Raw genomic sequence first — 12,106 nt, forward strand, 5'->3', positions numbered from 1 at the left:
TCAAAGCTGATCGGTATTTCCGATCCGACAGCAACCGCATGACGGACCCGGTCTGCATCCAAGATATGGCCCAGGTTTAATGTTAGCGCATACCGAGCGTTGAATCCAACGGCCACCCGAGCACAAGCCCTCCCTTTTCGAAGCAGTATCAGAATGACCCGAGAAAGGTCCCCAAAACGATGACTGCGATCAGTGCCAGGATCGCGCCTATAATTCCGACGACGACGATGTCGCGGTAGCTTTCTCCGTGGGTCGACCCACAAACGGCAAGCAGCGTAACGACCGCACCGTTGTGAGGCAGGCTATCGAGTGTACCTGCCCCGATGACCGCGACACGGTGCAAGAGCGCCGGGTCGAGACCTGTTTCCTGCGCGCGCGCCAGGTAGGTACTGCCAAGCGCATCGAGAGCGATGGTCAGACCGCCGGAGGCTGAGCCGGTGAGCGCCGCCAGGATATTGGTGGCCACGGCAATCGAGACGAGCGGTCCTCCACCGATACCGAGCACCCAGTCGCGCACAATCTCAAAGGCGGGCATAGCCGCGACGACCGCTCCAAAGCCTACTAGACTGGCGACGGAGACCGCCGGAAGGACGGACGCGTTGGCACCTGCGTCCATCGTCGCGCGCAACGTTGGCAATCGGCGGAAATTCAGCGCGACGACGGTCGCGACCGCGGCGGCCAGCGCCGTGACGACGGCCCACACACCGCTTACCGCGGAGCGGGAAATCCCGCCCCATCGAGCTTCCGAAAGAAACCCGAGATCAAGCGACGGCAGGATTATCAACGACATGCTGAGATTGACGAGAATAACCACAGCGAGCGGCAACACCGCGACCAGGATGGGTGGTATCGCTTGGGCACGCTTGCCACGCGCGATTTCGGCGGGGTCGAATTCCCTGCCGACCGAGGCGCGTTCGCGCATCTGCTCGTCGGAAGCGAGATCGTCTGATGTCGCGAGCGAGCCCTCTCCAAACTCTTCGCCGGATTTGCGCGCCGCCGCCTCGATGCGACGAAGCCACCATAGGCCGAAGCAAAGCATGATCGCGGAAGCGAAGATGCCGAGTCCCGGCGCGGCAAATGGCGTCGTGCCGAAGAAGGGCATCGGGATGGCATTCTGTATCGAGGGCGTTCCGGGAAATGCCGACATGGTGAAAGTAGACGTTCCAAGCACGATCGCCGCGGGCATCAGCCGCCGCGGAATACCAGCCGACCGGAACAGTTCCTGCGCCATCGGCGCGAGAACGAAGAAGGCAACAAAAAGGCTGACACCGCCATAGGTGATCAGCGCACCGGCGATGACGACGGAGAGGATCGCGTGGTTCTTTCCGAGCCGCCGCATCATGAAATCGGCGATGGCGGTTATTGAACCGCTGTCCTCCATCAGTTTGCCGAAGAGTGCGCCGAGCAGGAACAGCGGAAAAAACTGAGCAAGGAAATGCGCGGCACTGTTCATGAAGGTCAGTGTCCAGTGTGCCAGCACCGGTTCGCCGGCAAAGAGCGCGGCGACGAGAGCGCCAAGCGGCGCCAGCAGCAGCACGCTCCAGCCCCGGAAGGCGAGCCAGACCAGCAGCCCGAGCCCAATCAGGATGCCGAGAAGCCCCACCTGTCAGACCCCTTCCAGTAAGATATCGAGATCAAGCGACGAGCGGCGGCCGAGATCGCCGCCATGGGCCTTTAGAAATGCATCGGCGGATCTGCGCCCCTCCTTGTGCAGCATGGTCAGAAACTCCCATTCCGCATTGAGTTTTGACGAGTAGCCAAGATCGGTCATGGCGTCGCTTGCGACCCGGTGGATGCGCATTGACGCCCAGCGCGCGCCTTCATCATCATCCAACTGCGCGACCTTCCGCAGCAAGGCGATCATCTTCAGTTCCTTCAGAAGGACAGCGTTGAAAGAGACTTCGTTGATACGATTAAGGATCTCACGCGCGGACCGAGGTGTGCCCGGCCTCTCGACCGGATTGATCTGCACGAGGATGGTGTCCTGTGACGTGCATTCGCGGGCCAGCGGCGTGATCGTCGGGTTGCCGGCGTAGCCGCCATCCCAATAGGCTTCACCATCGATCTCGACGGCTTGAAACAGCGTCGGCAGGCATGCGGAAGCAAGCAGCACGTCCGGGGTCAGCTCGCTGTTACGGAAAACGCGGCCGCGGCCGGTGCGGACATTCGTTGCCGTCACGAACAGCTTGATTGGACTGGCCGCGAGCTGCTCGAAATCGACTGTTTCCGCCAAGATGGCGCGGAGCGGGTTGCTACCGCCAGGATTGAGATCGTACGGCGAGAATATACGCGCCATCATGTCCATCGCCACGAAAACCGGCGAGTTATCGAGCGTCCAGCGGCCGAGTAGGAAATCGAGAGGACCGCGTCGAAAGGGACTGAAGCGTGCCGCCTCGGATACTTTGCGCCAGAATGCCTCCAGCGCGTCGCGAGCGCCGGCGGCGCCGTTCGCGGTATAACCGTGCGCCATGACCGCCGCGTTCATGGCTCCGGCCGAAGTGCCGGAAATCCCCTCGATCAGCAGCCATGGCTCCTCCAAAAGGCGATCGAGGACACCCCAGGAAAAAGCACCGTGGGCGCCGCCGCCCTGAAGGGCTAGGTCGACGCGGAGTGGCTCCCGTTGCATTGCCTTCGCAGCTGCCAGCATCGGCCTCGCCCATTTTTAGATTGTGCGGCGCACAAACAGTATCGCAGACTTGCGCGCCAGTCACCTTCTGCTTTCATGAGGCATCGCTTTTGCGATTTGCGGTACGCCCCTTTCCAAGATATTCACACCCTCGCCCGGGAACACGGCCAGCGCCGCCTCCCGGATTGAAGCTTCAATCGGTTGTATCGAGCCGCGCCCAGCGTGCCATCTCGCCCAATGAAACGGCTCCGGCGCCCCGGCCCGCAGGAGCCTCTGCAGAGGTAGTCGGAGCCGCTCCGCAGAACATCTGCATCAGCATCTCCATGACGACGGCGACGCGGTCATCGGCAATCGAACAGTAGATCTGCCGGGATTCGCGACGCGTCTGGACGACTCCGGCTGAAGTGTGGCCCAGTCGACCGCCTTGATAGGATCTGAACCAACGACCCCGTCGTTGTAAAGCCTCCTCTCCGGTTCCCTTGTCGAGAAAGATTGGCCAGAGCCGTCTATTCGCTCTCGGGACGCGTTACGGTCATTCTCCCCCGAGAAATTCGAGGAAAGCTGCGGATGGATAACCGCATGTCCGGCAAAGAAAACCAACTTCTCCTTAAGCGCGCGGGATCGGCTTGCCATATTCTCGAAATCGGGAACGACAGCCTCCGTTTCAAAGCCAACTCGGTCGCCGCAGCACACAAGAGAGAAAAAAGCCGATCCCTTGACCAAACTCTGATCTGATAACGATACTTGGAGGTGATTCACTTCTCGGTAGAAAAACCGGCTCAGTTCTGCGCGGAAACTAACCAGGAAGCTGTCATAAACCTTGCTTCGGTCTCGTATAGACAGATTTCGTACATACGTATATACAGCATTGTCATGACAGCAAGGATCGTCACATGCTTAGTATCCGAGATCAGGAAGTTCGCACCTTGGCGGAAACCGTTATGCGCAAACGTGGCGCCTCCAACCTAACCGCTGCTATCAAGCTTGCGTTGCAGCACGAGATTGAGCGGGCTGACGAAGCTGTGCCTTTGAAACAGCACGTCGCAGAGATTCGTGCCCGCGCACTTGCCAAGGCAAAACGCCCGCCGGCCGCGCCCTTGACCAAAGAGGAACGCGACGCACTCTGGGGCCAATGATGTTCATCGAGACCTCAGCATTCGTCGCCATTCTTGCGGGAGAACCGGAGGCCGACTCGTACCTAGCGGCGGTCGATCGCACTCCACGCCGGCAAACCGGCGCGCATATCCGGCTTGAGGCGACCATCAATCTGGCGCGTATTCTTGGCTTAGAAGTCCTTGATGCTCAAGAAATGTTCGACGCCTTTCTTCAAGCAGCCAAAATTACCGTGGTTCCGATCACCGATACGATCGCTCGGCGCGCAGTGGAAGCTTTTGCCGTATATGGCAAAGGAAGAGGTCATCCCGCCCAACTCAATTTCGCTGACTGCCTGTCCTATGCCTGCGCAGACACGCTCAACATTCCGATGCTATTCAAAGGGCGTGATTTTATAGAAACGGATCTCAAGAGCGCTTTACCCGGCGAGCGCTGAATCGCTTCAGTCGATCCGCCTGCGGACCAAGATCGAGCGGACGTGTCCGAGCGTCGCATCATCATCATCATCATCAACATTCGGCACTATATCATCAGCTGAGAGGGCACAACCTTTCATATAGGCCGTCGCTATGGAATACTTGCTGGCTTTTGACGGAGTGGGAGAACGAGTTGCTCTTGATAGGTCTCGAACAGACCGACGCGGCCTGGCGAACCCTGCCAATGTGGCGGGACGCGATGGGGTGAATCGGCCTCCGGCGTCTGCACGTGCTCTTGCAAACCTTCCACCCCATCGGCGCATCGATCGTCGTGGTCTGCTTATGCCACTTGACCACCGTCGTCAGCATCTTGATCGGCTTTTAAGTTGGAATGAAGCGTAGGACTATTTCAAATTCCATTCCACTTGATGCACGCGCTTCATCTCGCAATTTGGCAGACAAGCAAGTGCACCCGACCTTGTGAAGACCAATTGACAGTTGGCGAATAGTTTTATTTTAGATCAATAACTTACGAAAAATTTGGCGCAATCAGAGATTTTTCAAAGATGAAACTATCGCGTATCTAAATACGCGAAAGTTACATAATATGCCCCTCTATCTTGTCGGCGAAAACATCGACAAAATGCGTGGCCACCGTCGGGCGAAGGCTGGAAAACTGGTCCACCTCATGCGCGATATCTATGTCGACGCCGACGACGATATAGACCAGACAATACGGACCCATGCTGTACGCATCACCAACGGCCAGGATGGCGAGACATTCTTCGGATGATCTGCGGGAGCGCGTCGTTGGCGCGGTGACGCGCGATGGTCTGTCGTGCCGGGCGGCAGCCAGGTGCTTCGGCATTGGCATCAGAGTGAAGTCGAGATCCTCCGAAAACCGGTAAGTCTGGCAGTAGCATTTCTTCAAGCACGTTCCGCCTTTGAACATCCACGTTTCGCGCAACGCTTCAGGCTCCGTCTCAGAACAGACCTTTTCCAGATAGTTCCGCGGAATGTAGCGCACGCGTTCGACGCCGTTGATGTCGGGCTTAAGATTTAGCGATAGTGTAGTCTCGGTGCGATCGGTGTCGCCAGCGGGATCGCCAAGGCGGCCAACAGTCTCCCGACATCCCGCGACGGAAAAATTGTCGCTAATGCTAATGACGTCGCAGTCGGCATTCCCAGGCTGAATGACGAACTGATTATAGTCACCCTTAAATCCGTGCGATACCGGGCTGTGGACATGAATGTCCCACTTCCGCCATTCCGCCCCCCCGCGGCCAGTTGCTTCCGGTCACGCCGTCCCCCAATCACTTCTCCCAGCGTCAGACCGTCGAAACGTGCGTTCTATCTACGCGGCGGTCATAATCCTTTGGTTGATTGCGGCATTATTGATACCTTTTGTGGTGCTACTTTCTAGCCGAATCATAGGGGTTTCTTGCCGGAGCATTCTTTGAGAGCGACGGTTTGAAATAAAACGATTTTGCGAAGCAACGCTTCGCAAACTTAAGCATATTCAAACCTTGGCGGCGGTTTAAAATTATGTTCTTTTACTAAGAATGACTGGACAAAACACCGGCAAGCTAAACTTCCTTGAACGAACCCTTCCCGATGGGCTTTTGGTCGACGCGGCGTGGATGGAACGCCACGGTTATTCTACCAGTCTGCGCAGCCAGTATGTTGCCGCAGGATGGCTCACTCAGCCCGTTAGAGGGACTTATAAACGCCCTCGCGGCGAACTCACATGGGAAAAGGTCGTAGTTTCACTCCAGACACTAATGGGCAGCGCGCTTGCCGTCGGCGGCCGTACAGCCCTCGATCTGCAAGGCTTCAGCCACTATATTTCGGCGTCAGGCCCGTCTGTTATTCACCTTTATGGCATGGCCTCGCCACAGGGATGGCTTACAAAGCTGCCGCTGCCGCAGATGTTCCTGTTTCATAAATCTTCGACGCTATTTCGGTCGTTGCCAGAGAAACCTTGGCTGCAAGAAGGGACCCTCCGACAGGTACCGGTCGCTTCGGAATGGCAAATGACGATCTCAACGCCGGAGCGCGCCCTGCTAGAGATGCTGGATGAACTTCCGACCCATGAAAGTTTCCATCAGGTTGATGTGCTGATGGAAGGCCTCAGTTCGCTCAGTCCCCGGAGGCTGCAATCGCTGATTTCCGATTGCCACAGTGTGAAAGTGAAACGGCTGTTCTTTTGGTTCGCTGCCCGTCATGCGCATTCCTGGGTGAAGCAGATTGACCGTAGTGCGGTCGATCTGGGGACCGGCAAGCGGTCTCTGGTGAAAGGCGGGCGCCTTGATCCCGACTTACTGATAACTGTTCCGGACGATCTCGATGCCCCTCTCTGAACGATATCGACACCAGGTCGCGCTCCTGATAGCCGCAATGCCGTTCATGGCGGCGGAGAAAGAATTCGCCCTCAAAGGCGGCACCGCCATAAACCTCTTCGTGCGCGACATGCCGCGGCTGTCAGTCGATATCGACCTGACTTATCTGCCGGTCGCCGGAAGGCCGGAATCGCTTGCCGCCATCGATGCGGCCATGAAGCGCATGGCCACCGCAATCCGCGCGGGCTTGCGCGGTGTACGTGTAACCGAGGTCATTAACGTCCGCGAGAAGATCGTGACGAAACTGACCGTTCAACGCAGAGAGCTGGCTCGGGAAATTTGGACAGCAAGGATAAGTGGAATTTCTGCCTGACTTCGGCTTAGATGCCGGGAACAGGAGATACCATGACAAGACGACCGCGCCGGAACCATAGCCCGGCTTTCAAGGCGAAAGTGGCGCTTGCCGCCATTAGGGGCGAACAGACGCTGGTGGAATTATCCCAGCAGTTCGACGTGCATGCCAATCAGATCAAGCAGTGGAAAGACCAGCTCCTTGAGGGGGCGACGGGCGTTTTCGGCGATGACGCCAAAGCGGAACCGGCGGCTCCGACCGTCGATGTCAAAACCCTGCACGCCAAGATTGGGGAACTGACGTTAGAGAATGATTTTTTATCCAGTGCGCTCGGCAAAGCCGGATTGCTGAGCGGAAAGAAATGATCAATCGCGAGCACAAACTGTCCGTCGTTCGCCAGGCGAAGCTTCTCGGCTTCAGCCGTGGCAGCGTCTATTATTCGCCGCGTCCTGCGTCAGACGGCGATCTGGCTCTGATGCGGCGGATTGACGAACTGCATCTCGATTATCCCTTCGCCGGAAGTCGCATGTTGCAAGGGCTTTTGAAGGCCGACGGGCTTGTCGCGGGGCGGCTTCACGTCGCGACGCTGATGAAGAAGATGGGCATTGAGGCGATCTACCGTCGTCCGAATACGTCGAAACCAGCACTTGGTCACAAGGTCTATCCATATCTGCTCAGGAAGCTGGCGGTCACCAGACCCAACCAGGTATGGGCAATGGACCTGACCTACGTCCCCATGGCGCGGGGCTTTGTCTATCTCTGCGCCGTCGTCGATTGGTTCAGTCGCCGAGTGCTTTCATGGCGGCTGTCGATCACGATGGAGACGGCTTTTTGTATCGAGGCGGTCGAGGAAGCTCTTTGCCGATATGGCAGGCCAGAGATCTTCAATACCGACCAGGGATCGCAGTTCACCTCCGTTGACTTTTAAGAAGGCCGGGATTGAAATCTCGATGGATGGCAAGGGCGCATGGCGCGACAACGTCTTCGTCGAGCGGCTCTGGCGGTCGATCAAATATGAGGAGATCTATCTCCATGCCTACAAAAGCGTGCCGGAGGCTCGTGCCGGAATTGGTCGTTATATAAGCTTTTACAACCAACGACGCCCACATTCATCGCTTGACCGGCAGACGCCGGATCAGGCTTACTTCAACGCGCTGACACCGATGATGGTAGCAGCATAATCGAGGCGGAAATCCACTTAGCGAAACGCCCGGAACTGTTCAGACAAACCGAGCCAACTCAGTAAATGACCCAGTCTTGATGATCCAATGGAGATCTCCACGGCATTGACTGGATTGAGGTTCGCGTCGGCAACGAGCGCGTATTCGGGGAAGAGGCTAATGATAATCTCTATGGCGACAATGTCCGCGACAAACCGCGGATCAGCCAAATTTAGACGCGATGTCGATGCCGATGAGCAGCCGGTTTGCTCCTTCGGCACCGCCACCACCGTTTCCTGACGCCGGCGCCAATGGAACCTGTCATGATCCGATCGTTTCAATCGTCAAAAAAACAGCAGTTTAATCCAGTCGCGCGATGATTGTAGAAGACCAAGACCGCCTGACTGCCGATTCCGAAGGGTTCAAGGTAACAACATTCATGCATGATGCTGTCGTTATTCGTTCCGGTATTGCACAGGCAGTTATCAACCGAAGAGGAGCAGAGCTAATTGGGTGGCAGGTCGGTGTAAACGACCTCCTTTGGCCGGGAGACTCCCAAGGTTGGAACCAAACTTGTCCCCTGATGTTCCCTTCATGCGGATGGAGTGAGTCTTCGCTTGCCGAAATAAAAGGGCAATATTATCCGATGCCCGTTCACGGCTTTGTCAGTATGCTGGAATTTGATGTGGTTTCCAGCTCAGAAAGTGAGGTGACATTAGAAGCATCTGACGATGAATTCACGAAAACAATGTTTCCGTTTTATTTTCTTTTTAGGATTACGTACAAAATTGTAGAGAGTCGACTGAACATTGATATTTCCGTAAAAAACACGTCCTATAGTGCATTCTTGCCTTATTCCATCGGAATACATCCGGGATTTAGATGGCCGTTACTGTCTTCGCGCAAAGATAGCTGGCGCCTGCAGTTCGATAAATCAGAATCCCCACTCGTCCCATGCATATCTTCCCAAGGGCTAATTCGAGGTGACCAACGGAAAATTTCGTTCCGCGGACGGCGCCTTCATCTAGATGAAACTCTTTTCAAAAATGAAGCCCTTTGTTTTTTGAATGCGAACAGTAAAAGGCTGTCGCTTGTTGGAGAGAAGGTCACAATCAGAATTGACGCGCCAGATGCACGCAACTGGGTTGTATGGTCTCTTCCACAGCAGGACTTTCTGGCGCTAGAACCATGCACCGGTCATGGTGACATAGAGGGCAGGCGCATTCCATTTGACGAGCGGGAATACAATGTCAATCTCGCTCCAGGAGAAGAGCAACAATTCCGAGTACGATTTGAGTTTTTGCAGCATGAAGATTAGCCCTCAAAAGACTGGCATTATCCGGCATGTCAGCGGCGCAGCTTTTCTTCGCGGAGTTGGGCTTGGCACATCCAGAGCAACGCCCCGAATTCAGCTTACCGCGCGGGCAGGCCGCCTTCACATCGCGAACATACGGTCTAATCGCCGTTGTGATCCAGCACGGCTGCATTGAGATCGATACTAAAAGTGGCTTGTGTCGTTACGGAGCCAGCCCGACCCCATAGCGTTCAGCGATACGCCAGAACCAGTCCCGATCGAGATCCGCCTCACGTGCCACCTCCGCAATCGCGTTGGCCGATCGGTCGAACAACGCATAGCAGAGTTCGGTATCGTCATGCCTGGCGTGGTAGGCGATGCCATCCGCACCTAAAGGGTGGCGAGCCAGCGCCTGCGACCAAGTCTGCGGCACGTCGTACGACAACCCCTGATGCGATACTTCAGCTGTTGCGCCGAGGCGAGCGAGGCCCGGTCCGGCGAGCCGGATCAGCCTCAATTCTCTGGTCAGGGTCAGCCGAACATAGGCTTTTCGATGGAGGAGGTCCGTATCGATCAGCGTGCGGCCGGGAATGCGCAGAAATGTCTCCGCGAAGGCCCCGTTGATCTTCTTTGCAGCGTACAGAACGCCGTAGGAGGCATCGGGTGCATTGAACCGCCCACGCGTCGAGGTGTCGAAGAAGATCGGCTCCCATTTCGCCGTATAGAAGCGATGGAGCACTGCTCCTGCCTGAAGTTCCACATGTTCCGGTTGGCGCCGGTCCAGATCGGCGGGAGGCAGTGGGCCGCTCACGCCCCCTGCTCACCGTGCCGCTTCGCGGCGTCAAGCACAAGGTCGAGATTGCCGGATTTCAGCAGGTCGATCGGCTTGCGATTGCCCAGCCGCGCATCAGGATTGGTAAGGAAGTTGAGGATTGCCCACGGATTGCTGGTCTGCAGGGCCTCTCGGACCGCCTTGAGTCCAGCCACAACAGTGCCGTCGCGATTGAACTGCAGGGTCGGATAGCTACGACGATTGCTCGGACCGGGAACAGCGAGCAGGGAACCGGCCTGCACCCGCTTGTCGACGGCTTGCCGCGACACACCGCGCATGAGCGTGCGGACCTGATCGAGGTCATAGGCGCCGCCGGCGTCACGGAGATCCTCCTGCGCAATGCGAAGGCCCTTAAGCATCGCCCGACTGCGAGCGTCCGGTTCAAACGCCGATCTGTCGATCAGCGGCTTTTCATCCGCTTGCGCCGTGGCTGATTCCTTCTCAATTACCTCGGTCACCCGGGCGACATGACCGCGGACCGACTTCCTGATTGCGCTCACGGACTCCGGTTTCGCCGACACGATCGCAACATGAGCGCCGGCGGGCAGCTTGAATCCGGAGAGCGCCTTAACGGGGTCGCCCTTCATTGTGAACATTGTCAGCACTGCCGCGCCGCGCGTTTTCGCTGCGATGGTCGAAGCTCTTGTATTTGCCTTTTCTGCCATGTGTCTCATCTCCTGGCAGTTAACATAGACATTTGAGCAACTTTGACAAATTTGTCAACTTTGTCGACTCCGGCAGCTCCGCCAACCCGGTCCTAACTGAGCTTTTGAAGGATATGGCCCGAGAAGATTACCTCATTGCAATCAAAAGCAGCGGTTATCGTCCTAAGAGTTGATTTCCACCTGGAACTGATCCGGCTCAATTCCGGGTGGAAATCAACAAAGAAGCGCCAGAAAACGCCGGATGACGAACATACATGTCTCGCTGTCCGAGTGGAGGGTTTCGAGGCGAAGGTCGAAGCCCCCATCAATCACAGCGTTTTCGCATCGCAGTTCGCATGGAACTTGGATAATGACGACCCGCTGTTCGAGTTCATGACGCGGTTAGTAGGCGCCATGCTTGTCGCGGAGGACCAAATTGCAACGCTTGCACGGACGCATAGTTTTGGGATCGCTGCGGAATGTCTTTTTCTCTCACCTTGGCATTCTTGCGTTCGCGGCAATTCCGGCAGACGCAACTGCCCCATTCGTCGCGATGGGCCTTGTTGCCGCTTTTGCAAATCGGCACAACGTACATCGGCTGTTCCCTGATCTAGTCGAGGAAGCCCAATTTGCGCGCCTTGGCGAGGGCGGCGTCATTCCCCGCCTGGAGCCACCAGGATTTGTCAGCCAACGACCAGCGGGCGCCGATGGCCTTCGCTTCTTCCTTCCGAGCGAACGGCACCTTGAGCATAGTACGCTCGACGCCGACAGGAGGTTCGTATGAAAAACGTCCGCCGGGCTGCTTGCCACGCCGCTTGTCGAGTTTCGCGAGCGCCTCATCGATCGCCGGGTCGTCGAGCGGTCTCAAGCTTCCCGCGTCCGTCCAGGCCGGCGGGTCGATACGTCGCCAGGTCTTGTAGGTGCCAGCAACCGGCACCGGCGCTAGAGTGTCCTTCAACTCGCCGCTCAGCGAGTAGACATCCATCAAGACCGATGGATTCCCAAAGTACGGCGCGGGCTGCGTGATAGGCCCGACGCCGACAATGCGCGCAAGGCTGTTGCCCCAAGTCGTCCTTCGTATCCAGAAGCCGGGGCCGCAGTTGGCAATGCACATCTCGAAGACATTCTCACCAGCTCTATCCTGCCAATTGCTTTCCTGCGTTGGGTTGGGCACCACCGTCACCTCCGCTGCGTCTTCTTTTGTTGGGGAGAGATTGCCAAGAAATCACGTCCAGAAGTGTCGCTGTCTCCGAAATCCACAACCTTCTTTTCTCAAAGCAGGTTGGCCGGCGTATCCAGTCTGAAACCACGTGAAGAGCGAGCGGGACGA

The 12,106-nt window shown here is 56.9% G+C and carries 11 protein-coding genes and 5 pseudogenes; 8 read left to right on the forward strand and 8 right to left on the reverse strand.

The features are described 5' to 3' along the window. Nucleotides 1-148: 148 nt before the first annotated feature. Both CCGE525_RS36170 and CCGE525_RS36175 read right to left on the reverse strand, forming a co-directional pair. Nucleotides 149-1,603 (reverse strand): GntP family permease, encoded by a 1,455-nt coding sequence (locus tag CCGE525_RS36170; protein WP_120709080.1) that lies wholly within the window; start codon nucleotides 1,601-1,603, stop codon nucleotides 149-151. A 3-nt stretch (nucleotides 1,604-1,606) separates the two neighbouring features. After that, nucleotides 1,607-2,647: a patatin-like phospholipase family protein gene (locus CCGE525_RS36175; protein ID WP_120709081.1), complete on the reverse strand. Its 1,041-nt coding sequence runs from the start codon at nucleotides 2,645-2,647 to the stop codon at nucleotides 1,607-1,609. A 558-nt stretch (nucleotides 2,648-3,205) separates the two neighbouring features. On the opposite strand from CCGE525_RS36175, the gene CCGE525_RS36190 reads away from it, so the two are divergent. The 4 genes and pseudogenes from CCGE525_RS36190 to CCGE525_RS36210 form a co-directional block, all read left to right on the forward strand. After that, complete coding sequence (locus CCGE525_RS36190; protein ID WP_205587539.1) at nucleotides 3,206-3,361, forward strand: hypothetical protein; 156 nt, start codon at nucleotides 3,206-3,208, stop codon at nucleotides 3,359-3,361. Between the two features lie 158 nt (nucleotides 3,362-3,519). Continuing rightward, nucleotides 3,520-3,762: a type II toxin-antitoxin system VapB family antitoxin gene (locus tag CCGE525_RS36195; protein ID WP_120709082.1), complete on the forward strand. Its 243-nt coding sequence runs from the start codon at nucleotides 3,520-3,522 to the stop codon at nucleotides 3,760-3,762. Then, a complete protein-coding gene (locus tag CCGE525_RS36200; RefSeq protein WP_120709083.1) occupies nucleotides 3,759-4,175 on the forward strand; it encodes a type II toxin-antitoxin system VapC family toxin in 417 nt (138 codons plus the stop codon). Before CCGE525_RS36195 ends, CCGE525_RS36200 begins: the two co-directional genes overlap by 4 nt. 750 nt (nucleotides 4,176-4,925) lie before the next feature. Then, a pseudogene (locus tag CCGE525_RS36210) lies at nucleotides 4,926-5,030 on the forward strand (IS630 family transposase); the annotation flags it as partial. Here the strand turns inward: CCGE525_RS36210 and CCGE525_RS36215 are convergent. Together CCGE525_RS36215 and CCGE525_RS39765 are read right to left on the reverse strand one after the other, a co-directional pair. Continuing rightward, nucleotides 5,027-5,110: pseudogene (locus tag CCGE525_RS36215) on the reverse strand (nucleotidyl transferase AbiEii/AbiGii toxin family protein); the annotation flags it as partial. The pseudogenes CCGE525_RS36210 and CCGE525_RS36215 sit on opposite strands and share 4 nt — an antisense overlap. Nucleotides 5,111-5,239: 129 nt before the next feature. After that, a pseudogene (locus CCGE525_RS39765) lies at nucleotides 5,240-5,456 on the reverse strand (hypothetical protein); the annotation flags it as partial. A gap of 261 nt (nucleotides 5,457-5,717) precedes the next feature. On the opposite strand from CCGE525_RS39765, the gene CCGE525_RS36220 reads away from it, so the two are divergent. The 3 genes and pseudogenes from CCGE525_RS36220 to CCGE525_RS36230 all read left to right on the forward strand — a co-directional run bounded on the left by CCGE525_RS36220 (nucleotide 5,718) and on the right by CCGE525_RS36230 (nucleotide 8,027). After that, nucleotides 5,718-6,515 carry a type IV toxin-antitoxin system AbiEi family antitoxin domain-containing protein gene (locus CCGE525_RS36220; RefSeq protein ID WP_120709085.1) on the forward strand — a complete coding sequence of 266 codons (798 nt, stop codon included), beginning with the start codon at nucleotides 5,718-5,720 and terminating at the stop codon, nucleotides 6,513-6,515. Next, nucleotides 6,502-6,810 (forward strand): annotated as a pseudogene (locus tag CCGE525_RS36225) (nucleotidyl transferase AbiEii/AbiGii toxin family protein); the annotation flags it as partial. The gene CCGE525_RS36220 and the pseudogene CCGE525_RS36225, both read left to right, overlap by 14 nt. Nucleotides 6,811-6,899: 89 nt before the next feature. After that, a pseudogene (locus CCGE525_RS36230) lies at nucleotides 6,900-8,027 on the forward strand (IS3 family transposase). Nucleotides 8,028-8,044: 17 nt separating this feature from the next. On the opposite strand, the gene CCGE525_RS36240 reads toward CCGE525_RS36230, so the two are convergent. Further along, on the reverse strand, nucleotides 8,045-8,293 hold the full coding sequence (locus CCGE525_RS36240; protein ID WP_120709086.1) for a hypothetical protein: 249 nt from the start codon (nucleotides 8,291-8,293) through the stop codon (nucleotides 8,045-8,047). An 89-nt stretch (nucleotides 8,294-8,382) separates the two neighbouring features. Here CCGE525_RS36240 and CCGE525_RS36245 point away from each other — a divergent pair, with 89 nt between their 5' ends. Then, nucleotides 8,383-9,324, forward strand: a complete 942-nt coding sequence (locus CCGE525_RS36245) for an aldose epimerase family protein (RefSeq protein WP_120709087.1) — start codon at nucleotides 8,383-8,385, stop codon at nucleotides 9,322-9,324. Between the two features lie 199 nt (nucleotides 9,325-9,523). Here the strand turns inward: CCGE525_RS36245 and CCGE525_RS36250 are convergent, their stop codons facing one another. The 3 genes from CCGE525_RS36250 to CCGE525_RS36260 form a co-directional block, all read right to left on the reverse strand. Continuing rightward, a complete protein-coding gene (locus tag CCGE525_RS36250; RefSeq protein ID WP_120709088.1) occupies nucleotides 9,524-10,111 on the reverse strand; it encodes an RES family NAD+ phosphorylase in 588 nt (195 codons plus the stop codon). After that, complete coding sequence (locus tag CCGE525_RS36255) at nucleotides 10,108-10,797, reverse strand: hypothetical protein (RefSeq protein WP_245472415.1); 690 nt, start codon at nucleotides 10,795-10,797, stop codon at nucleotides 10,108-10,110. Before CCGE525_RS36255 ends, CCGE525_RS36250 begins: the two co-directional genes overlap by 4 nt. Before the next feature lie 589 nt (nucleotides 10,798-11,386). Beyond that, the gene (locus CCGE525_RS36260; protein WP_120709089.1) at nucleotides 11,387-11,953 is read right to left on the reverse strand and encodes a DUF5710 domain-containing protein; all 567 of its coding nucleotides are present in this window, start codon (nucleotides 11,951-11,953) and stop codon (nucleotides 11,387-11,389) included. Nucleotides 11,954-12,106: the final 153 nt, after the last annotated feature.

The organism is Rhizobium jaguaris (genome assembly GCF_003627755.1).
Taxonomy (GTDB): domain Bacteria; phylum Pseudomonadota; class Alphaproteobacteria; order Rhizobiales; family Rhizobiaceae; genus Rhizobium; species Rhizobium jaguaris.

Excerpts from the sequence above, each read along its gene's own strand:
- CCGE525_RS36175 (WP_120709081.1), bottom strand. The coding sequence starts at position 2,647 with ATGCTGGCAGCTGCGAAGGCAATGCAACGGGAGCCACTCCGCGTCGAC.
- CCGE525_RS36190 (WP_205587539.1), top strand. The coding sequence starts at position 3,206 with ATGTCCGGCAAAGAAAACCAACTTCTCCTTAAGCGCGCGGGATCGGCT.
- CCGE525_RS36195 (WP_120709082.1), top strand. The coding sequence starts at position 3,520 with ATGCTTAGTATCCGAGATCAGGAAGTTCGCACCTTGGCGGAAACCGTT.
- CCGE525_RS36200 (WP_120709083.1), top strand. The coding sequence starts at position 3,759 with ATGATGTTCATCGAGACCTCAGCATTCGTCGCCATTCTTGCGGGAGAA.
- CCGE525_RS36220 (WP_120709085.1), top strand. The coding sequence starts at position 5,718 with ATGACTGGACAAAACACCGGCAAGCTAAACTTCCTTGAACGAACCCTT.
- CCGE525_RS36245 (WP_120709087.1), top strand. The coding sequence starts at position 8,383 with ATGATTGTAGAAGACCAAGACCGCCTGACTGCCGATTCCGAAGGGTTC.
- CCGE525_RS36255 (WP_245472415.1), bottom strand. The coding sequence starts at position 10,797 with ATGGCAGAAAAGGCAAATACAAGAGCTTCGACCATCGCAGCGAAAACG.